Genomic DNA, 20,440 nt, shown 5'->3' with positions numbered 1-20,440 from the left:
GACGATTATGATCAGCTTTGGCTTGCTTATTGTAGCCATTCTGACGCTGGTTGTAACTATCGTTGTAGCGTTCAGCAACCGAAACACAAAGAAATAGACCGCTCCCCGTGACAAGGATTGCGGTCTATTTCGGTCGTAACACCTATTCACAGCCTATCTTATCAGACGGGTAACTATACCTCAATACAGACATAACCCATACTTTTTGTATACGTCTGTCTCGGTTATGTGGGGTATGCTAGTTACTGTAATAAGAGAGGAGAATGCCATGAGCCAGCATGTGAAGCGAACTATTGAAAGAAATCGAGAACCAGTCCCAAAGTGATCGTGAGCAGTTACATGAAGTGTCCAGCAATAAGTGTACTGAAAAAAATATGAATAGAATCACGACACAAGTGCCTACGAGGGGCTTTTTATTTTGTCTTTTTTCAGTCATATGACGCGGTGGGGGAGAGGAGGGAGGGGATTAATATGCAAAATGGAAAATATTTCTTTACAAATGGTATTCGATATATTAAACTATGCGTATATCATTAAATGAGGTGACTGTTCTGAATCATTCAAGAATGGGTAGACCCCCTTCCAAAAACCCCAAAAGCAAATCGATTCCAATCAGACTCGATGAAGCCACAGAGAAAATCCTGCAGGACTACTGCGATAAACATAACACCAACAGAGCGGAAGCCATTCGTGAAGCAATACATCGTCTGAATGAAGATGAAACACGCTATTTCTGGAGTCCGGAGTGGAGACAATTACTAGCGGATAACGAGAAGAACATCACGAATATATCGGAAGAATTCCAAGGGACGATAAATAAGCTGCTGCAGCTAATACAACAAATGAAGACCAAAACGGGGAGTGAAGCAAATGAATCGGATAAAATTAAGAATAGGTAGTGCGTGTTTAGCAATGATCGTATTGCTGGGCTTGATGGCAAGCTTTGCTTCCGCAGCTCAAGTCACCGTTACCGTACAAGTCAATGGAACAGCGGTGAAGTTCCCGGACGCTAAGCCGTACTATGAGAATAACCGGGTGATGATACCGATCCGGTTCGTAAGCGAAGCGTTGGGAGCTAAGGTAGGCTATGGCCTGGATAGGTCGGTAACCATTGAGTTAGGCGCAAAGAAGATTTTGATGAAGATCAATAGCGATACTGTAACGGTTGATTCGGTCATTCAGAAGCTGGATGTACCTGCGCGTCTGCAGCAGAACCGTACCTTTGTGCCTTTGCGGTTCGTTTCGGAAGCGCTCGGTGCACAGGTGGGCTGGAATCAAGAAAAGCGTCTGGTGACGATTACTACAGGAGCGTCTTCTACACCAGTAGCGAGCCCGTCTCCTTCGGCCACGCCTGTTGCGGGTGGCAATAATATGTATACTTTAGGGCTTAAGTGGGGGGGAGAAACCGAACTGGGTAAAGCGCTCTTTGTTGATAATATGAAGATTGCAAACGGAAAACTAACGTTTACATTGCCAAAGATCGCGGAAGGCGGGAGTAAGTATGCTTCAGATGGTACTTCTGTAAAGTTAGTTCCTGGTCAAACTTATTCATATACTATTGGTAAGGGAGCAGGGTTCATTACGATTTCTAAACCCGAGTCAAGCGGAAGCGGATGGGAAGGTTATGGTATATTTCTGGACACGAGCTTTAATGAAGATATGGATAAATTATTTGGTAGTATTAAAAATGATGTAATCGTGTTTGGTGAAGGGAATAGTGGTTCCACATTATCAGAAGTTATCCGGTTGTCAAAAGCCTTGAAGTAGTATTTATTAGCGAATCTCAAGTGAAGTATCGAGCAATGGAGCATAATTGTTGAGGGTCTGATCGCGTATTGCGGCAGGCTCTTTTTTATGCAGAGTCTTACATTTTTTTTGGGAGGGTGAAAGCGAATTGAAAGCACTTAGGATAAACAAAGCTTTTGTATTAGTTGTGATTAGTATATTTCTGCTTTCTCAAGGAGTGTCGGCAGCGGGAACTCCGATGTTACACAAATATGTCGAGTGGAATTATGGAAAACAAGAAAGTTTAGGGTTTGCAGGATTTATCCCGGCCCTTGATAAGCGAGTAAACAATAACCCTTGGCAGTTATATCAATGGAATGGCTTGTTCACATTTGCAGATGGGCAGACAAGAGTAGTTTCCAACTATGATGTTTTTAACGTAAAGAGAACTCAAGTTGATCAGAATTTTAACAAAGAGAATGGTTTTGGCTTGGTCTACAAAAGCGAGGCAGCATTGGGTGATTTGTTTGACTCCATTTGGTCAGGACAGCCTATTCAAGAAATACAGCGGTTATACTTTCGTAACCAGTTTGTTCAAACGGCTAATGATCCTATATTTACGACAGGTCATGAGTATTTCTACACAATACAATATGCTTATAAATTTCTCCGTACATCAGGCATAGTTCCGCGCATGGGAATTAAGTTCAATAGCACTCAGAAGGTAAATGAAGACTCCTACCGTGCGCTCTACGATGTCTCGCCATGGCCTAAGTTAACTGTATCCCAGGGAAATGCGCTTAATATCGCTTTTTCTTCCTATGGTTATTCGGAACGAGACGTTCGGGTAATTGCAGCCCCCAAAGGAGCATTTCCGGATTTGTCTAAGGTGGTCAGCCTTACAGATGGAAAACTAATCCATACTGCCGAATCGATCTATAACGGCAATGTAAGTGTGAATGCGAAGGATATCTCTAAAGTCCTTGGTAGAGACGTAGATATCATCGTGGATGATGGATATGGCCGGACAGCGATTAGTAGTATTACACTCCCGGATGATCAGGCACTGGATTTTGTGCCTACGAAGCTGACGCTCACGGATGGTGGGCAGCTCTGGGTGAAGTTCCGGTATGACGGCGATGATATCATGGCCTCTGACTATGTGAATACGCGGGGGATACCGATGAATGCTAAAGTTAAAATCGGTGGAGTACTTACCGCAGAGTTTTCGCTGGCTTCGATGTATGATTCTCTTCCAGCGACGATAGTGAATGGTCAAGAATTCAACTACATGCTGGGCAAAATCGAGATTGGTGATAATCCAGGGAAGTACTACATCAAAGTAGACACTACGATTAACAATCCGGTTCATCAGGATCGGGCGCTGGAGTCACCGGCAGTGGCTTATAATAACAATACCCTACATGGAGAATGGTTGATCGAACGTGTGGCTCCGAAAGCTGATCTGATTGCCGTATCAATCATAGCCTCGCCGGATTCTATAACCAAGGGTGGTCAGTCCAGCATCACCGGAAAGGTCAAGAATGATAGTGAAGCAGGACAGAATGATGTGCTCATTCGCTTGTATGACAACGCCAGTAAGATTTATGAAACGCGGAAATCTTTTGCTGCAGGTCAGACTGTAACCGTGGGTCCTTTTAATTGGACTGGGAACTCGACAGGTGTCCATAATCTTACGCTCTCCGTAGATCCTGATAAGGAAAAGTTTGATCAGAACCGGAGCAATAATATTGTAACGACTGGCTGCAGTGTGGTCGGCGGTGCTAGTAGTGGGAGTGAGTGTAATCAACCTGAAGCTGCAGGGGAGTGGTCAGTCTCTTATCCGGTAATCACAGGCTACCCAACGAAATATTACACTTCAAGTTACACTACAGCAGATGGGAAAACTCATTATTTTACAGATTCCTACACGGATTATAGTGATCCTAACTGGAGCAGCACTCCTGTAAAGTACCAGGAGAATCTGAAAATCTCTGCCGAAGTAAACACCAAACAAGGTATAGCGACAGATCTCAATCACCCCAAAGAGTCGGATAGAGAGAGCCGTGGGTCTTGGGAGATTATACCCTATGCCAAAAAGAACGGGAAGACTGCCAACGAAATCACCCGGGCAGGTTATGGCATCGAGCTGAAAGTAAATACAACGTACACGACAAATTGGGAAACCAAAATCCCTGCTGGACTAGAAGGAACGGCATATCCATTAGGAGGAGTTTACTACGGACCAGATACGGTATACGCTACGTTCTACGATCCAAACTGGAAGATGGAGCGCCAGGTCAAACTCGAAAAGACGAGCGGTGATCGTAATAACGCGACCTGGGAATTACCGCTGACCAAGATCACTTCTGACTCTGGCAAAGCCTATCAGAGCCGCAAATACATGACCTCAGTGAATGCTTCTGATGGCTATTACCGGATCAAAATCTCAACCGATCCTGCAGGAATGAATGGCTTGGTGACTTGCATTACGAAGCAAGTAGAGATCTACGGCAGTATGTATGATGATGTGCAGAATGTAAGACGGACAAACTAATACAAAGAAGCTGATAACTCCATCGTTCGCGGTGGGGTTTTGCTTATGAGCACCGAGAGGGCTCACTGAAGGAGGAAATCATGGTATCTAACTTATGTACACTCTTGGAGGCAATCATTATCTTTGGATTGCAGCTGTTATTCCCGGATCTAGGAGCGTAGTGATGGCCATAGTAAATATGTTGCTCATAGCAAGTCTGCTTATCCTTTGTTGTTGGTTCAGTTACACTGATATTACGGAGCGGCGGATTTCCAATACACTAACTTATCCTGCAATTTTAGTTATGCTTGTGTTCCGGATCGTATGTAGTCCAGAGTATTTATGGGGGCTGATTCCAGGCGCTGTGTTATTCCTGATCTTCATGATTATCCCCCGATCCCTGGGAGCCGGTGATGTGAAGTTGGTTGCACTGCTTGGGCTATGTATCGGCCTGGAAAGAGCGGTTGCTGCTCTGTTACTGATGTGCATTTTCGTGCTTCTGTATCAGGGAGGAAGAAAGATGCTGTCTGTGGAGGCCCAGCTCTCTGTGCCGCTAGCACCATTTCTTACTTTAGGTCTGCTGGGGATCGTTGTCGGTTTATGACTTTGAATTGTCGATTTACAGAATGTTACAATCATGTTAATGTGAAACTACACTGATCGGAAGCGCCGGCGTGTAGTCCGAAAGAATCGGCACAATCGCCCTGTTAGCTTAGGCTGAGAGGGTGTTTTCTTTGTTAGCACTATCTTAATCGAGATTAGTGTTTTTAAGGTTCTCATTGAACTGACAAATACAAAAATTATTAATACCCGTAAAGATTAGCAACGCAATTAAGGAGTTGTAATTATGGACAATTTTGTATCTACAGCTGTTTTTATACTTCCTGGAATTCTTATGTACTTCTGGATTCAGGCATTTGGAATAAATCCTGTTGTAAAACATTCAGTCCCAGAATTAGCTGCAATTACGGCGTTGATGTGGCTCCCGGTTTCTATTGCAACTATTTTTATTTATAACTTAGTAGGTGACATTTATGGACAAAAATCGATTTGGACATTAACTGAGTTGAAGATGCAAGCAGATAACTTGAAATTTCTTGGATGGTTCTTAATGATAAGTATCCCGGTTAGTTTTGCTGTAAGTTTATTCTATACGAAGATCTTATATCCGATTCAAAGATTATTAGTCAATTCTAGTCGTAAAAAGTTAGGTGTAGCCCCTTTAACTACTCTCCAAACGGTTTGGGAAGAATTTTTTATAAAGGTTGATGAAAAAAGAAATAAAGGAGTTCTGGCAGTGAGGGTTTATAAATTAGATAAACCTGGAGAGGAAAGTTTAGTTGGTGTCGTGGACAGAGCGTCCCGTCCATATGAGACGGAACGCGCGTTGGTTCTTGATAAATGTGCAGATTTAAAAGCATCGGATAAGCACTATGTTTATGAAGTCATTCGTACTTATGTTGACATAAAGTCAGGAATTGTTATACAGGAAATAGACCCTAATAAGCCCACACAAAACAAAGAAGATTTTTAATTAGTTCCAGGAGGTTTTTTAATTTCTATTGCTGTACTTCTCTCGACTGAGCGCTGTACAAGCGGAGGAAGGGACTCGTTATATTGTCTTTTTACTCCTGGCTGTGGTGTTTTTGGTGGTTGTGAAGGTTGGTTACTGTGTCCAGAAGAAGTGCTTCTATCATTATTTTTTTTCATAAAGTATATCTTCCTCTCTGTTGAATAAACGGTACTAGTAATGAGATTCGACAATAGGAATTAATAACCTTCCATTTAAGAGAATCATATCCACGTCTGTTTATTTATGATATAGGTATCAAAATCTCGTTAATAGCACGCATTTGTACTGGCTGCAACTGCTTATATTCATTTAAGATATCCTCATAGAGACTTCCTTGATAACGAGGAGCGGATATTGTTGCAATAACAGCATAATCCATTCTACTATTTCCACTATTTCGACCCATACCGTGTAGAACCAAAAAAGGATTTTCTAAGGACGTGGCACGCATTTTATCCCATTTCTGCACGACTGTATCCCATTTCAATTCCCCGCGCCGAGCCTGCTCAGTTTGGTAACTACGCGTGCTTCTAGTCACGGGAAGAGTACTTCTTAGAGCTCCACGATCCATTAAGCTCTGAATCTCTTCAGCATCTTCTACCACGTGTCTAACGTAATTTTTATTATTTAAAGTGAAACGATACTTTTTATCATGCGGGTAAAAAGTATCCTCGATAGCTGATTCAGTGTAATCTTCCACATGAAGCGGACTTGCCTTGGAGAGCACTGCGATTGTGTATTTAATTTCAAGAGTTCCAGCATCTTTTGCGTTTATTGGATATGGAATAGGAAGTTTGGCATAATTAGCTGGAAGTATGGAACTGCTATAAACAAGAGTTACATGTTTATCAGTACAGTGCATTATCTGGTCAACAGTTTGATCAATAAACCCGTAACCTAACTCATTACATACATCCTTTGGATTATTGGCTGAATGGATTAATAATGCACGAGCAACTAAAGGATCAAATCTATCACAACGACCTAACAATTCACCAGCCATCCCTGTAATGATTGGCGTGGCAAAACTTGTTCCCATACTTAGTTGTTTTTGTCCATGGACACTTGACACCAAGTGAATAGGTCTATTTTCATCTCCACCAAAGCCTACAACATCCGGTTTTACTTTACAGCCTTCTCTACCTTGGCCTATGGAACTATATGATGCCCGTATTACCTCTCCACTAGAATAATCATATGAAAAAGCACCTACACCAAGTCCGTTTACAATATCAGCAGGTGATTGTATACGATTTAATGGTGAAGCTAGATCTCCATCGTTACCCACTGCCACAACAAATAGTTTTCGATAGTTCCAAGCTAAATCATCAAGAACGTATGTGAACCGAGATATGTCATCGTCCAGAATCGGTCCATTTGGACCAAAAGATAAATTATAAACACTAATATCATGTCTTGAGGGGACAATGCTTTCTATGATGTCAATTGCTTCATAGAGTTCATAGTCAGTAGGATCGTTTAAAGGTAGTACTCTAAAACTTTCAACAGAAACTAATGGCTGAGGGACTTGTGCTGTTTTCCCATAAGCATTTAGAGGTCCGTAAAGAATGCAACCAGCTACTGCTGTACCATGTGCTATGCCCTCACTTAGCGGTTCTGTATCTAAAACATTATTTTCCGTGACATGATTTATTAGCAAGGGGTTAGTGGTATCAACTCCACCATCGAACATACCAATTTTTATTGAAGAACGTGAATTTCCCCTATATGGTTCAGGAGCGTTAGGGTCTATTCTAATAGTTCTCATCTCAGGAAAGGACCTTATGTTTATAGGATGAACTGTTCTTAAAGGATTAAAGTCGTTAATTGCCTGAAGTGCTCTTCTGTTAAGGTTCCCGCTGATAAATGTTGGGCCATTTGCATAACTCTTAATGCGTAGTGAATCGGTCTGGACACCGTTCTCATTCAGAATTTTAATGAATTTCTCGACGGCTTCGTCTGTATCACCTTCAAAAGGATGAAGAATCATTTCTACTTTTCCCTGTTCCCAATTATCATCAAAGCCCACTATAATCTCTTCAGGAGAAAGCAGTGAGATATCCTCAATTTTCTGGATGTCTTTTTTAAAGGCTTCTTTAGTGGCAACTTCATTTTGATCTAATAATTCTTCTAATTTCGTTAAATTCTCTTGAGTAGCTTTAATAAAATGCATTTTGCTATAATTAACTTGATTTGACTCATCGTTTTCTGAGTAAAACCATCGTCGAGAACCAACATTTTCAACATTAATATCTCTAAATAGGGTGTTAGGAGTGTAGGACTTGGCAAGGAATTTATGATTTAACCTAATTGTAACTACCACTTCATCAAGTCTTTTTTCTGATGGGATTTGTTTAACAGAATTTATTAAAGTCGATACTTGTTTTTTTACTCGATTTCGCGCTTCTGAATATGATCTGGGGTAAGTAACTTCACCGCCGCCAGAACCGGGTCGAACTGGTTCTATAAGATTTTCTCCATAACCTAAAATTGGTAATAAACGTTGATTATCATCTGGCATTTTTACTCCTCCTTATTTGTATTTATGTGATGACTTAAAGTTGAAGGGCTTATTCCAAGCCAGTTGGCAATCGTTTTCTGAGTAACCTTTTTTCCCAGGATATCCTTAGCGGTTTTTGCAAAAAGGCTATTAAACTTGTTATCCTCAGAAACAGATTTTAGTTGATAAATAACGGCTTGTATTGGCTCAATATCATCAACAATCACCTGCCTAATAATTCTTTCAGATAATTGTGAAATATCAGCTGCACTTTTTCCTTCAGTAACTTTTGCTAGGACTAGTATAAAGTCTTCATCAATTGTATTAAGATAGCTTCCTAAATAGTGAAGCCAAAGTGCTTTTCTTGCCCCTAAGTCTGGTAGCCCAATTTCAATTGCGCGATCAAATCTTCTCCAAATGGCTTTGTCTAGCATGTCTGCATGATTAGTGGCTGCCACAACAATTGATTGAATGGGCCAATTTTCGAGTTCTTTAAGGAGCACGTTAACGATTCTCTTTAGTTCTCCTAAATCCCCTGGATCATCTCTTCTTTTTGCTACAGCATCAAACTCATCAAGAAATAGTATTGAAGGTGCACTTTGAGCATATTCAATGACTTTTTTTAGGTTTTGACCTGTTTTTCCTAAATAGCTGGATATTGAGGAAGCTAAGTCCAAAGTTATTAAAGGAAGTCCTAATTTGTGAGAAAGAAGTGAAGTTAAAAAGGTTTTTCCAACTCCTGGTGGCCCATATAGCAGAAGGCTGGTAGGAGGCGTAACACCAGCAGCAAGTAACTTTTCAGCTAACGAACGTTCCTTTATGAATCTGTCTATAAGCATGGAGTTTTCTTCGCTCAAAACAATTTTTGGTTCGATTACATTCGGTTCTTCTACGCGTGCCAATGACATGAAAGTATCTCGATCTGTAGGTGGTGGGTCGATGCCTACCGAACGTGTTACAGCGGCTCCTACTCCATGATAGGAAAGTGCTTTTGCTATTTCTGCTGAAATTGCTGGTTCCTCAGTCTTAAGTTTTCTCAATATAGTGAGGGCAGAGGATTCGACTGTTCGCATGTCGTTTTCAATAGATGCACGAATTAATTGGGGGATCATGCTAAGTACTGCCTTCATAATTTCATCACCTTTACAAAAATAATATTTATCGAATATAGAAATTATAAGTAAATAAAAGGTTATAGTCAATAAAAATTCGACTGGATTTATTATTTGTTTATATATCGAATTTTATTTATTCGTTACATAATTATTTTATTTGTAGATTGGTTGTTCGTATTTTTATTTTTGTTTGTTTATTTTTTACATTTATGATAAGTATGAGTAGAGGGGAGGGGGGACTATTTGGAACAGATTTATACATCTCTAAGCTTAGTTTGAAATATGAACAAATCCTTGTATTTTTAAGGTCTATAATGAACGTGTAAACACAAAGACATCCAGGCCGATTTTTTTGCCCTCAATGATCATCCTCCGGTAGATGCTTCTTTCCTCGAGCTGCTTGGCGTCGTTCAGATAGAGCGTCAGGATGCCTAAGACGGGTTCTGGCACAAAAGTTCACCTTCTTGTGGAAGAATAGCCGCGCTGCGGTCCGGCTGCGACCGGAGCAGCAGCGTGGACTTGCCTGTCGGTCCGCTTATCAGGTCAACAGCGGCAAGGCCGCTGTTGAAGCACATCTTGAGACTGGCCGGATTGTCACAAGCCACCTGGCATTCCAGGCGGCCCAGGCGCTGCAGCTGTGCTGACAGCAGCGCTGTTCCGGTATGGCGGCCCCGGTACAAGGGATGAACGGCGATCAGGCAGGCTTCCTTGCCGTAGCCGGAGACAAAGCTGACACCTGCCAGCTGCCGGCCGTTCTGTCCGCGCACCGTAGCGACGAGCAGAGACACACCGGGCGCCGCCAGCTGCTCCGGCGTGAGCCGGGCCAGCAGGCGGAAGCCGCGCAGTGTGATCCGCTGGTCCCCGTATTCCCGCAGGAAATCCAGCAGCCCGGCAATCCTGGCTTTCCAGCGCTCAGGATTGCTGTCATATATAGAAGAGATCTGCATGGGGTTCACTTCCTTGGAAGGATTCTACTTTCCCTGCCGGGCCAGATACTGGCTGAACTGAAAGATCCGCTCCAGCGACAGCTTGCGGATGGCCGGTTCATCGAACTTCATCGGCCGCGAATTGGCCTCGAAGAACCAGAGGCCGCCTTCCTCATCGACGCCGAGATCCATCGACATCTCGCCGAGCATAGCCCCCGAAGCCCGCTCGATCTGGCGGGCAATCAGCAGGGCCGTGGTCGGAACATTTTTCAGGATGACTGCAGCCCGTTCCGTGCCGAAGGTTCCCTCCAGCATGCTCGCCGGCTCTTCAACACTGCCGCCGCGGGGGACATGAGTAGTGATGCTGCGGACACCGGCCAGCCTGGCGCCGATTCCGGTCACCGCCCAGGCTCCCCGGCCGTTCTTCTGCAGCAGCACCCGCAGATCAAAGGGGCGGCCACGGTGGGTGGCCAGCCCGATGGCCTGCTGCACGATATACTGTGAGATGCCCTTTTCTCTTCTGATCCGGGCCCACAGGCGGTCGATCGTAGCGGCTTTGTAGGTTGCATTCTTTTTGCCGCCCTGGATCTGCAGCCGGAAGGGCAGGCTGGCTTCTGCCGCATATTTGATCCGCATGATGCCTTTTCCAGCCTTGCCGTTTTCAGGTTTGAGATAGAGGCTGTCATGGTGTTTCAGCATGGCAACCAGCGTGGCAGCACTTTTCAGTCGTCTTGTTTTGGGCACATGCCGGACAGTCGCCTTTGATTCCTTCAGCCATTCAAACAGAGTCCATTTGTTGAAAAAGCCCGGGTTATACAATTGGATGGACTCATGCTCCAGACACTCGGCAATTTTACGGGCGACCGGGGCCTTTTCTTCCTCGTTGCGGTTTGGAATCCGGTTGTAGATCACTTGCGGCAGGGGCATGGGGACGCTGTACCAGAGCTTTCCGCTGGGGGAAGGAACGAAGCCGTTCACCGTCTGCTCCTCCAAATTCAGGTCGCGGACGGTGACGACATAGACGAGATAACCCATTTCCTTGCCGGTACGGATAATGTCGCGGAAGTTGTTCCGGTTGCCGCGGAACTGCTTCAGCCTGTCACTGGTTGTCAATATGGCAATTACCGGTTTGCTGGAGTCAGGGGAACGGGTATTCACAGCTCATCCCTCCTGCGGAATTTGCTGAGATACAGGCAGTGCTCCAGAATATGCTCGACGGAAGCTTTGCCCTCAGCACGCAGGGAAGGATGGCGGAAGATGGAACGTCCAGGTTTGGCATTCGCCTCGAACATCCAGATATCTTCATCCTGGTCAATGCCAAGGTCAAAGCCGATTTCACCGAGCAGGTGACGGTGCTGGATTTCCAGCGCTTCAGCCAGCTTGACGGCAGTCGTTTTGGCCCGCTGCAGCACTTCATCCGACCTTGCGCCAAATACCCGGCCGAGTGCCTGCTGTGGAGTGAGCAGGGCTCCGCCGTTCTTCAGATGGGTGGTGACGCTGCCACGGCCGGCTTTTTTGGCTCCGATGCCGACGACTACCCATTGATTGCTGCCATTCTTGTGCATATGGAAACGGAAGTCAATCGGGCAGGAGTCAATCTCGATCAGGCGGATGCCCTGCTGCACCACATAATTCTGCAGGTGCTGGCCGTGGCGGGAGCGGAGCATGCGCATCAGGCTGTCGAAGCTGGTGAAGCGCAGCAGCACATTTTTACCGTTTTTGCGGTAGCGGGCAAAGTACCCTTTCTTGGGCAGGTAAGTCAGCCGGTAGATTCCGTGACCCAGGCTGCCGGCAGACGGTTTGTAGTATACGAAATGATGACGGTCCAGCATTTCACGCATTTTTTCCGGGCTTGGATTGGTGAGCGTCTCAGGCACATGGCGGTAGGCTGCGCTGTCGTTCTCCAGCAGCCGGTAGACATCCGACTTGTTGAAAAAGCTCCAGTTGAAATAGGGAATCCGTTTCCGCCCGAACCTTTCGCGGAGCTGGTTGATATAAGGGGAGGTTTCGGCACGGCGGCTTGGCAGCCTGTTGTATACGACGTCCGGCAGCGGCACCAGCTTGCGCTCGAACTTGTCATTTGCGTTCAGAAAAAAGCCGTTGACCCGCTCCTTCTGCCAGTCAATATCTCGCGGCGTGAAGGCGAAAATATAGCATTTGTTGCTGCCCCCGCGCAGCAGCTGCTTGATGAAGCCGGTACGGGAGCCGAAGGGATTGCTTGATGAGGTAGGCCCGTCGGACAGAATGCCGACCAGCGGCCCGAGCTGCACCTCATCATTCTGCAGATTACGCAGGTAAACACCGCCCGTCTTAGGTACCTTGATCGCGCTTTTTACGCCTGAAGCCAGGAACAGATGCTTTCCTGCCCGTTTGATGGGCTTGATCATGGCCGGAATGGCATCCTTGCCGAGCCGCAGGCGAATATTTTTTTTGCCGGATAATTTCAGGCTTTTCATCAGTTCACCCGAGACGTAGACAACTCTTTGGGGCTGCTTGGTGAAATGGACATTGCAAAAAGTGAGACCCATTGATGAATCCTCCTTAGGAACCATTGATTTCATTCTCCTGTCTGTAGCGGAGCGTCTTGGCGGGTATTCTGCGGCCGGCCGGCGAGTGCTGAAGCAGATGCTGCGCATAGCGCAGCGGGTTCTCGGCGGCGAGTGTGGCCGCCCGGATGTCACCTGTCAGCCTGAATACCGAGCGGCCCGGCTTGGAATTGGCCTCCAGCAGACAGATTCTGCCCCCGGGGTCGATGCCAAAGTCAAGCCCCAGCTCTCCGAGCCTACCGCAGGATTCCTCCAGCAGGGGAGGGAGGAGCGCTGCAGCAGCAGCAAGCTCATCCAGCAGCTCAGCTCCGGCTGAACCATACTCTGCAAGCAGGAAGGGCAGCACGGCTGCTGCAGTACCCCCGCCGTGAAGGTTGGAGGTGAGGCTGCCCTGACCGCCGATCCGCACAGCCATGCCCGTCAGTGTCCAGGCGCCGCGTCCGTTCTTCTGCATCAGCACCCGGACATCGAAGGGCCGGCCCTGGCTGCCGGTTAACTGCAGATAAGGCTGGATGATGTAGCGGCGCGTGCCGATGAACCGGTCAATCCAGCGGAGTCCTTCATCGGAGGTGCTGAAGTGATGGCGGAAGGCTTCGTTGGCTCCGCTCCGGCCGCGGATGCTTAATCCCCCGCCTTCCCTTGCGCCGGGCAGCCTGGCATGCAGCGTGCGTTTGCCGTGGGAGCCTGCCCTGGGCTTCAGAAATACGCCGTATTCCCGCTCGGCAAGCATGAAGCCAAGCGCGTCCGTACCGGTATAGAGTCTGGTCTCCGGCAGCAGCGGTGCAGCAGCCGGGCTGCGGCGGAGTATTTCATACACTCTCCATTTGTCAGGCAGTCCCCGCGACCAGGGAACGGTGCGGGACAGCGCCGCCAGCGCTGCCGCTGCCGCCTTTTTCTCCTGGCGGCTCGAATAGAAGCAGCGGTTATACAGGATATCGGGTGCAGGGGCTACAGTCTGCTGCCACCGGCCTTCCTTCCAGGCATAACCGGTTATGGATTCGCCGTTCTCCGCGACATCTTCGGGGTGGAACACAAGCACCTTCAGATCAAACAGCGGGGCAGCCGCGCTTAGCTGGCTGCAGAACTCCGGCTCTGCGATCGGCGGATGTCCCTGGCGCCGGCCGGTCATTATGCCCAGGAATCCCTGTGCTGGTTCTGTCATGGTGTCCTCCTTATAACCCGGCCAGATAGCGGCAATATAGAATCATTTGTTTCACGGACGGTCTGATCTTCTGGTCATTCAGCGGGGTGTTGTCGTTCTTGGACGGCTTGGAGTTGACCTCCAGCAGCCAGATCCGCCCCGACTGGTCCAGTGCAAGGTCAATGCCCAGCTCCCCGAAGTGCGCGGGAATAAAGGTCTCGATCCCCCGGGCAATGGCCAGTGCCGCCCTGGGCAGCTGAACCTGCGAGCTTTCCTTTATTCCTGCGGGAAGGCTGCTTTTGCCGATGGCTTCCTTCACCGTGCTGAGCGTGCCGCCCCGGGCCAGATTGGAGACAAAGTGGTTGCTCCCCGCGGTACGGGCAACGATCGAAGTCACACCCCATTTGCCGCTGCCGTTCTTCTGCACCAGTGCCCGGAAATCAACCGGCCGTTTGCCGAGCTCCATCAGGCTCAGCCCCTGCTGAATCTGGAAGCGGGTGGTTTTCATCTTGGGTGAAATCGACTGGAACAGCTTTGCAAGACTGGGATAGCTCTGCTTGCGCGTGCCCAGCGGTGTCGTGGACAGCAGCCGGTAGCCTCCGCCTTCTTCACGGGAAATGCGAAGGATGCCTTTGCCAAGGCTGCCGCGTACGGGCTTCAGAAAAACGCTGGGGTAGCTGTTGCACATTTTTTTGAGGACGGCAAAACCGCTCAGGGCATGGGATTCCGGCAAATACCGCTGCAGGGCGGTATCCTGGGCAAGCGCCTCAAACACCTCGGTTTTGTCAAGGAACTTCTCATTGAAGAAATGGGTTCCATAGCGGGATTTTACATCCGCCAGAAAATGCTGTACGCTAGGTTTGTTCTCTACCTTGCGCGTAGTAAGCCGATTGTTGATTACATCGGCGACAGGAAGACTCAGCTTCCGCCAGCCCTCGTCGTATACCCAGCCCTGGATGGAAGAGCTGTGCGTTTCCAGCGCCTCAGGGGTAAAGAAATATACATAGGCACCTTGTGCTTGGCAGGCGTTGGTAAGTTCCCGGCAGAACATCGTGATCTGACCGAACACCCGGTCCGGCTGGTCAGGATGGTCCCGGCTCACCAGCACACCGATCAGCGGACCGAGCCGCAGAATGCGGCTGCCGGTACTGTAGGAGGCATTCAGCACAGGCCGGCCTCTCCAGCCGAGCCGCCGGGCCAGCCCTTCGCTTACGCGCAGGCTGTCGGCTTTTGGGACAGGAATGACAGTAACCTCCTGCCTGAATGAGCCGAAGCTCAGATGGATGATGCCGTGAGCCGGGATTTTGAGCCTTTTCATGGATTTGTCGCCAAGCATGATCGCGTTTTCCTGCAGGATGCCCGAGTGGACCGTTTGGACCGGGATCTTGAACTTAGACATCGTGGATCTCCTTCCGGTAGGCAGCATGATGCCGGCAATTATGAATCATAAGGGTTACATATCATTCATCATATGGAGACATCTGACCCTTGGTGATTGACCTATTCCGTAAAAAGCCGTGCCGGGCGTAAATCGCTATTGCTGCGGGCGCAGACCGCAGACACAACAACAAAATCCAGGAGGTAACACAAATGAACGTAATCGACAAGGCACATGAGCTGGCCAGGGCCATTAAAGAAAGCACTGAATTTTCCGACATCAGCAGTGCAATGAAGGTGATTGAAGCCGATCCGGAGAGCAAGCAGATGCTGGATAATTTCCGCCAGAACCAGATTGAGCTGCAGCAGCGGATGATGAACGGGGAAATGCCTCCGCAGGAGGAAATGGAAAAAATGGAGAAGCTGTTCGAGGTGCTGAACCTGAATCTCGGCATACGCCGGCTGTTCGACGCAGAGCGCCGTCTCAGTGTAGTGATTGAAGATGTGAACAAGATTATTACGGACAGCCTGTCGCAGATGTACGGCGGACATTAATACTGCCCGCTCCGGATGGAGCAGGACAAGCGCAAAGGGGACTCCCCGGCCGGTCGGCTGGAGAATCCCCTTTTGTTCTGTTTGCCGGGACTGCTAATCCTGCTTGCCTTCAACGGCACAGAGCAGAATTCCGGCGGCCAGCCCGAGCCTGCGGTCGAGTTGTCCGGTCCGGTCGCCGGAGAAGTCGGCGGTAATTTTGGTGACGAACGGGTTGATGTTCTGGCTGTAGGTCGGGATTGGGTCCCCCTGCAGCTCGACACTGTATTTTTGCGGAATAAAGCTGATCATCCGGCGCAGCAGAGCCATAAAGGTGCTGTCTTCCTTCACCAGCCCGATTTCCTGGTCATGACTGTCCAGAATGAGCCACTCATCCTTCAGAATCGACTTGAGCCCCTTGCGGCGGAGCGCGCCAACATGCTCTCCGGTCTCGGAGTCAATCACATCAAAAGTGACGCTGAAGTCGATAATGCTCCGTGCCTTAATCCGCAGAAGCTCCCTTTCCATCGACTCATCCGTGTAGAGCGCAATATCCTCTTTTAGCTTAAACGCCTTCATCTGTGAATAAAGCACCAGCTCCTCAGAGCTGTTATAAATATGCAGCTTGGTGCTCATAATCGAAAAAACCTTTTTGCGGATCGTATACTCCATGTACCCGTACGCCTGATTCAAATAATCGCCTCCTAATAATTGTATATATCATCTCATATGACCGCGGGCAGTGCTATATCATTTTGTGCGCAGGCTTATTTTTTTGCAGACTTGTCTCATAATTTCCGGGGGCGGTTCATAGAGTAGAGATATAGATTCAGTTGAAGGAGCTGTTTGTGATGAAAAAAAGAAACAAGTTCAAGCACAGCGTATACCTGCTGATTGCACTTGCCATGCTGCTCTATGCACTCCCGCAGCTGTCATTCCAGAACGGGCCAAGCTGGGTGCTGGGCTTTGGGGTTGTCTGGTGCGTATTTGCTTTCCTGATTATTGCGGCGCATCTGCATTTCATCATCGGGGTGGATGAGGAGAAGCAGAAGCGGCTGGAAGCGGTCCGCAAGCACAAGCTGGAGCAGTGGCAGGGCAAGTGGAACGAGGAAACCAGAATGTCGCAGCGTTTATAGAAGGCTGTGAACAGAGGAAAAGGAGCCCAGTGTTTAGTCTCCCCGCAAACAACACCTGATACAGATCGGAAGGCCTGGCTGCCGGAAACGGCGTCCGGGCTTTTGGGACGATAAAGACTTTCCGGTATCCCTTGCGTAACCAGGTTAATATCCTTGCAAATGCCCCGCTTTGCGGGGTTATTTTGGCTGTCCGGTCATTCACTGACTTAACTTATTTGACCTCCTAAGGACGGTTGTACTCTGCAATTTCCGGCTGTATAATGAGTACAGAATAGTACAGATTGGGGCATGGGGGTGTAACAGTTGGAAGGACAAGGCGATAACATTACAAAGCATGAACAACTGCTGCAGCATATCGAAGGTCTCAAGGTAGGCACCAAAATTTCTGTACGCAAGCTGGCTAAGGAAATGGTAGTGAGTGAGGGGACGGCTTACCGGGCGGTAAAGGAGGCCGAGAACCTGGGTATCGTCATCACGAAGGAGCGGATCGGTACCGTCCGTGTCGAAAAGAAGCCGCGGAACATATCAGACCAGCTGACCTTCGGGGATGTCGTGGACATTGTGGAAGGTCATGTGCTGGGCGGAGCGGACGGGCTGAACAAGCACCTGCATAAATATATAATCGGCGCGATGAAGGTCGATGCCATGATCCGTTATATTGATGCCGACAGCCTGCTGATCGTAGGGAACCGCGACGACGTGCATTCACTGGCACTGGAGCAGGGGGCAGGGGTACTGGTTACGGGCGGTTTCGGTACGAGCCGTGAGGTTAAGGCGCTGGCGGACGAGCTGGATCTGCCGGTGATTTCCTCAAGGCATGATACGTTTACAGTCGCCTCGATGATAAACCGGGCGATCTTTGACCGGCTGATCAAGAAAAAGATCATGCTGGTAGAGGACATTCTGGAGAGCAAGCCGCGGCTGAACACGCTGAAAACGTCCAGCACGGTCGGTGAGCTGCGCCAGCTGTCACTCTCCAGCGGGGAGCAGCGTTTTGCTGTAACGGATGAATGGAACCGGGTCATCGGAATTGTCGGACGGCGCGATGTGGAGGAGCTGCAGGAGGGGCAGAGCATCGAAAAAGCGATGGTCCGCAGCCCTGTTACAGCGGCTCTGCAGACTTCGCTGGCTTCGGCGGCACAGATCATGATGTGGGAGGGGATCGACTTTCTGCCGATTGTGGACCGCAACCGCAAGCTGGTCGGATCGCTGACCCGCCGTGAGGTGCTGCAGAGCCTGCGGGATGTCAGCAACCAGCCGCAGATGGGCGAAACGTTCGATCATCTGATCTGGAACGGGTTTGCCGAGGAACGGGATGAGGAGGGGAGGCTGTTCTTCCACGGCTTCATCACCCCGCAGATGGCGACGGATCTGGGTACCATTTCCGAAGGTGTCCTGTCCACATTGATGACACTATCCGCGTTCAAGGCGGCCAAGGATATTACCGGCAACGATTATGTGCTGGACAACATGTCCACCTATTTTATCCGTCCGGTGCAGATTGAGCATTCGATTATCGTGATGCCCAAGCTGCTGGAGATCAGCCGCAGAACCTGCAAGCTGGAGATCGAGATCAGCCACAATGACACGATGGTCGCCAAGGCGGTACTGATGCTGCAGTCGATTGATCACGGGTAGCCTGCACTGTATGAAGAGAGACCGCTCAATACGGGCAGTCTCTCTTTTTTACTATTATATTAGAGTGAAATTGGAAAATCCCGGTCTGCTCCGCTATTACACTGCAGCCCTTCACCGGTCTACGCGCATTAAGAATTTAGTTGGATTTTTGACATTTAATCCGCTCATAATCCAATTATTAAATAAATTAGTTGGAAAATCATCACTTAGTTCAGGCTAAAAGCGCCATCCGGGATGAAAACACTGGAATTAAGTGTCGTTTTTCCAATTGGAATTCTGTTTTCGGCTATTAGCCAAGAATTAGATGGCATTTTTCCACTTAGCACTTCTCAGGAATACCGGGCAGCGGAGAGGGCGGTTGCATACCGCTCAATAAGGCTGTAAAAGCAAGCAATCGCCTAAGCCTTGCGTCTGCCCCCGTTCCGGCTGTAGTACCCGTGGCTGCGCAGACCGGAAAAAATATTAAACGCCCCGATAACGAGAAACACCGCTTCCACAATCACGCTTAGGGTCGAGCCGCGGAACAGAAACATTGACATCAGCGACAGCGTAACCAGCATGGCACCGAGCAGCACGTTCATTACGGAGCGCCGGCGGCCTTTTTCGAGAGGATCGGAGGTCCGGCGTGAGGAAAGGCTGTATGCGGCGGCACCAATCATAAAAACAACAAGCAGGATGAACAGCAGATACTTGATGAGCATAATCATGGACAGGCAGCTCCTTTATCAGAAAATCATTCAAAAAAAGTATAGCCCTCAGCATGAATTCCGTTTGCCGATATACCTGTCCATTATTGTAGCACGGCTTCCGCCGGTACGCCCGCCTAATCTGCGGCTCAGCTGCGTTTATAAGGATTGACCTCCACCCAGATCTGCAGCACGCCCTCCATTACCAGCATGGTCCGGATCCGTACGGAGTACTCTTTTTCACGGACGATGTAGATTTTACCGTCCAGCAGCAGCCGCGCCAGCTTGCCGTCTGTATCAATGTCGAACATGCTGCGGCCGCGCATCGGCTCCAGGTCTTCGCTCATCCGGCTGATTATTTCCTTCACAGTTACCTGATCCAGCACGGCATTTCCCTCTTTTGTCTTGCTCTCCTCAGTGCGCAGCTTGATTTCCCGGATGACGGTCGAGGTATTGTTGTATTTTTTTAGCGTTTTGATGTCTTTGCTGTACTGCTTGATCTGCACCCGCAGAGCCTGGTTGTCCAGCCAGAGCACATTATAGCTCATATGAAAAATGGCATTGTACATGACGGCTCCCGTTACCATACCCAGCACGAAAACGGCGGAAATCTGCGAAAAGCGGCGGTAGCGCTGAAAAGGGGGGATTCTCATGGTCCGCTCACCCCTTGCCGCACACCCATTTGACCAGCTCGCTGCCCATATGGGCGCCTAAAAAGGCGAATACCAGGTAGAGGATCTGCTTGATTGCGGGAGACAGATTGCCCCCGATCATATTGCTCTCAATGACCCGCATAGGATCGATGGTGCCTCCGACCGCGGCGGCGAGCGCCCAGATTTTAATCCGGTCGGCGATGTCCAGCATCGTCTGCGTCGGCGGCTGCAGCGAGACGACCGCACCGATCCCTCCAAGCATGGCGCCGCCCAGGACGATGCCGAAGGCGATGAAAAAATCAAGAACGGCTTTGCTCATGAAAATACTCATACAAGGCCCCTTTCCGGACAAGTCTG

The 20,440-nt window shown here is 48.6% G+C and carries 20 protein-coding genes and 1 pseudogene; 8 read left to right on the top strand and 13 right to left on the bottom strand.

Annotation, left to right across the window (positions count from 1 at the left end):
- Positions 1 to 7: 7 nt before the first annotated feature.
- From M2108_RS12845 to M2108_RS12825, 5 genes are all read left to right on the top strand, one after another.
- Positions 8 to 97, top strand: coding sequence for a putative holin-like toxin (locus M2108_RS12845; RefSeq protein ID WP_277469926.1), 90 nt, complete (start codon positions 8 to 10; stop codon positions 95 to 97).
- A gap of 773 nt (positions 98 to 870) precedes the next feature.
- The gene (locus M2108_RS12840; RefSeq protein WP_277469930.1) at positions 871 to 1,767 is read left to right on the top strand and encodes a copper amine oxidase N-terminal domain-containing protein; all 897 of its coding nucleotides are present in this window, start codon (positions 871 to 873) and stop codon (positions 1,765 to 1,767) included.
- Positions 1,768 to 1,894: 127 nt separating this feature from the next.
- On the top strand, positions 1,895 to 4,282 hold the full coding sequence (locus tag M2108_RS12835) for a CARDB domain-containing protein (protein ID WP_277469931.1): 2,388 nt from the start codon (positions 1,895 to 1,897) through the stop codon (positions 4,280 to 4,282).
- Between the two features lie 163 nt (positions 4,283 to 4,445).
- Positions 4,446 to 4,865 (top strand): prepilin peptidase, encoded by a 420-nt coding sequence (locus M2108_RS12830; protein ID WP_277469933.1) that lies wholly within the window; start codon positions 4,446 to 4,448, stop codon positions 4,863 to 4,865.
- A gap of 243 nt (positions 4,866 to 5,108) precedes the next feature.
- Positions 5,109 to 5,795 carry a hypothetical protein gene (locus M2108_RS12825; protein ID WP_277469934.1) on the top strand — a complete coding sequence of 229 codons (687 nt, stop codon included), beginning with the start codon at positions 5,109 to 5,111 and terminating at the stop codon, positions 5,793 to 5,795.
- Here M2108_RS12825 and M2108_RS12820 read toward each other — a convergent pair.
- The 9 genes and pseudogenes from M2108_RS12820 to M2108_RS12780 form a co-directional block, all read right to left on the bottom strand.
- Positions 5,792 to 5,971, bottom strand: coding sequence for a hypothetical protein (locus M2108_RS12820; protein ID WP_277469936.1), 180 nt, complete (start codon positions 5,969 to 5,971; stop codon positions 5,792 to 5,794). The two genes, M2108_RS12825 and M2108_RS12820, sit on opposite strands and share 4 nt — an antisense overlap.
- 104 nt (positions 5,972 to 6,075) lie before the next feature.
- Entirely contained in the window at positions 6,076 to 8,355 is a 2,280-nt protein-coding gene (locus M2108_RS12815) for a S8 family peptidase (protein ID WP_277469937.1), read from the bottom strand.
- 2 nt (positions 8,356 to 8,357) lie between these two features.
- Entirely contained in the window at positions 8,358 to 9,464 is a 1,107-nt protein-coding gene (locus M2108_RS12810) for an AAA family ATPase (RefSeq protein ID WP_277469938.1), read from the bottom strand.
- Between the two features lie 306 nt (positions 9,465 to 9,770).
- A pseudogene (locus M2108_RS12805) lies at positions 9,771 to 9,899 on the bottom strand (YheC/YheD family protein); the annotation flags it as partial.
- Positions 9,881 to 10,396: a GNAT family N-acetyltransferase gene (locus M2108_RS12800; protein ID WP_277469940.1), complete on the bottom strand. Its 516-nt coding sequence runs from the start codon at positions 10,394 to 10,396 to the stop codon at positions 9,881 to 9,883. The pseudogene M2108_RS12805 and the gene M2108_RS12800, both read right to left, overlap by 19 nt.
- 24 nt (positions 10,397 to 10,420) lie before the next feature.
- The gene (locus M2108_RS12795) at positions 10,421 to 11,533 is read right to left on the bottom strand and encodes a YheC/YheD family endospore coat-associated protein (RefSeq protein WP_277469942.1); all 1,113 of its coding nucleotides are present in this window, start codon (positions 11,531 to 11,533) and stop codon (positions 10,421 to 10,423) included.
- The gene (locus tag M2108_RS12790) at positions 11,530 to 12,903 is read right to left on the bottom strand and encodes a YheC/YheD family endospore coat-associated protein (RefSeq protein ID WP_277469944.1); all 1,374 of its coding nucleotides are present in this window, start codon (positions 12,901 to 12,903) and stop codon (positions 11,530 to 11,532) included. The genes M2108_RS12795 and M2108_RS12790 overlap by 4 nt, the downstream gene beginning before the upstream one ends.
- Before the next feature lie 13 nt (positions 12,904 to 12,916).
- Positions 12,917 to 14,083, bottom strand: a complete 1,167-nt coding sequence (locus M2108_RS12785; RefSeq protein WP_277469947.1) for a YheC/YheD family endospore coat-associated protein — start codon at positions 14,081 to 14,083, stop codon at positions 12,917 to 12,919.
- Between the two features lie 10 nt (positions 14,084 to 14,093).
- The gene (locus M2108_RS12780) at positions 14,094 to 15,461 is read right to left on the bottom strand and encodes a YheC/YheD family endospore coat-associated protein (protein WP_277469948.1); all 1,368 of its coding nucleotides are present in this window, start codon (positions 15,459 to 15,461) and stop codon (positions 14,094 to 14,096) included.
- A 191-nt stretch (positions 15,462 to 15,652) separates the two neighbouring features.
- Here M2108_RS12780 and M2108_RS12775 point away from each other — a divergent pair, with 191 nt between their 5' ends.
- Entirely contained in the window at positions 15,653 to 15,994 is a 342-nt protein-coding gene (locus M2108_RS12775; RefSeq protein ID WP_068728702.1) for a YlbF/YmcA family competence regulator, read from the top strand.
- Positions 15,995 to 16,087: 93 nt separating this feature from the next.
- On the opposite strand, the gene M2108_RS12770 is transcribed toward M2108_RS12775, so the two are convergent.
- Entirely contained in the window at positions 16,088 to 16,663 is a 576-nt protein-coding gene (locus tag M2108_RS12770; protein ID WP_277469950.1) for an LURP-one-related family protein, read from the bottom strand.
- A 158-nt stretch (positions 16,664 to 16,821) separates the two neighbouring features.
- Here M2108_RS12770 and M2108_RS12765 point away from each other — a divergent pair, with 158 nt between their 5' ends.
- A complete protein-coding gene (locus M2108_RS12765; protein ID WP_277469951.1) occupies positions 16,822 to 17,106 on the top strand; it encodes a hypothetical protein in 285 nt (94 codons plus the stop codon).
- 303 nt (positions 17,107 to 17,409) lie between these two features.
- A complete protein-coding gene (locus M2108_RS12760; RefSeq protein ID WP_277469953.1) occupies positions 17,410 to 18,744 on the top strand; it encodes a DRTGG domain-containing protein in 1,335 nt (444 codons plus the stop codon).
- A gap of 398 nt (positions 18,745 to 19,142) precedes the next feature.
- On the opposite strand, the gene M2108_RS12755 is transcribed toward M2108_RS12760, so the two are convergent.
- From M2108_RS12755 to M2108_RS12745, 3 genes are all read right to left on the bottom strand, one after another.
- A complete protein-coding gene (locus M2108_RS12755; RefSeq protein ID WP_277469954.1) occupies positions 19,143 to 19,451 on the bottom strand; it encodes a YtpI family protein in 309 nt (102 codons plus the stop codon).
- Between the two features lie 128 nt (positions 19,452 to 19,579).
- Positions 19,580 to 20,083 (bottom strand): sporulation membrane protein YtrI, encoded by a 504-nt coding sequence (locus M2108_RS12750; RefSeq protein ID WP_277469956.1) that lies wholly within the window; start codon positions 20,081 to 20,083, stop codon positions 19,580 to 19,582.
- A gap of 7 nt (positions 20,084 to 20,090) precedes the next feature.
- Positions 20,091 to 20,414 (bottom strand): YtrH family sporulation protein, encoded by a 324-nt coding sequence (locus M2108_RS12745; protein ID WP_068728693.1) that lies wholly within the window; start codon positions 20,412 to 20,414, stop codon positions 20,091 to 20,093.
- Positions 20,415 to 20,440 lie beyond the last annotated feature (26 nt).

This window comes from Paenibacillus sp. PastM-3 (assembly GCF_029893965.1).
Lineage (GTDB): Bacteria > Bacillota > Bacilli > Paenibacillales > Paenibacillaceae > Paenibacillus_AQ.
This window is presented reverse-complemented; position numbering and strand designations above follow the sequence as displayed.

Excerpts from the sequence above, each read along its gene's own strand:
- M2108_RS12800 (WP_277469940.1), bottom strand. The coding sequence starts at position 10,396 with ATGCAGATCTCTTCTATATATGACAGCAATCCTGAGCGCTGGAAAGCC.
- M2108_RS12820 (WP_277469936.1), bottom strand. The coding sequence starts at position 5,971 with ATGAAAAAAAATAATGATAGAAGCACTTCTTCTGGACACAGTAACCAA.
- M2108_RS12815 (WP_277469937.1), bottom strand. The coding sequence starts at position 8,355 with ATGCCAGATGATAATCAACGTTTATTACCAATTTTAGGTTATGGAGAA.
- M2108_RS12810 (WP_277469938.1), bottom strand. The coding sequence starts at position 9,464 with ATGAAGGCAGTACTTAGCATGATCCCCCAATTAATTCGTGCATCTATT.
- M2108_RS12765 (WP_277469951.1), top strand. The coding sequence starts at position 16,822 with ATGAAAAAAAGAAACAAGTTCAAGCACAGCGTATACCTGCTGATTGCA.
- M2108_RS12755 (WP_277469954.1), bottom strand. The coding sequence starts at position 19,451 with ATGATTATGCTCATCAAGTATCTGCTGTTCATCCTGCTTGTTGTTTTT.
- M2108_RS12745 (WP_068728693.1), bottom strand. The coding sequence starts at position 20,414 with ATGAGTATTTTCATGAGCAAAGCCGTTCTTGATTTTTTCATCGCCTTC.
- M2108_RS12780 (WP_277469948.1), bottom strand. The coding sequence starts at position 15,461 with ATGTCTAAGTTCAAGATCCCGGTCCAAACGGTCCACTCGGGCATCCTG.
- M2108_RS12825 (WP_277469934.1), top strand. The coding sequence starts at position 5,109 with ATGGACAATTTTGTATCTACAGCTGTTTTTATACTTCCTGGAATTCTT.
- M2108_RS12830 (WP_277469933.1), top strand. The coding sequence starts at position 4,446 with ATGGCCATAGTAAATATGTTGCTCATAGCAAGTCTGCTTATCCTTTGT.
- M2108_RS12785 (WP_277469947.1), bottom strand. The coding sequence starts at position 14,083 with ATGACAGAACCAGCACAGGGATTCCTGGGCATAATGACCGGCCGGCGC.
- M2108_RS12845 (WP_277469926.1), top strand. The coding sequence starts at position 8 with ATGATCAGCTTTGGCTTGCTTATTGTAGCCATTCTGACGCTGGTTGTA.
- M2108_RS12750 (WP_277469956.1), bottom strand. The coding sequence starts at position 20,083 with ATGAGAATCCCCCCTTTTCAGCGCTACCGCCGCTTTTCGCAGATTTCC.
- M2108_RS12840 (WP_277469930.1), top strand. The coding sequence starts at position 871 with ATGAATCGGATAAAATTAAGAATAGGTAGTGCGTGTTTAGCAATGATC.
- M2108_RS12775 (WP_068728702.1), top strand. The coding sequence starts at position 15,653 with ATGAACGTAATCGACAAGGCACATGAGCTGGCCAGGGCCATTAAAGAA.
- M2108_RS12790 (WP_277469944.1), bottom strand. The coding sequence starts at position 12,903 with ATGGGTCTCACTTTTTGCAATGTCCATTTCACCAAGCAGCCCCAAAGA.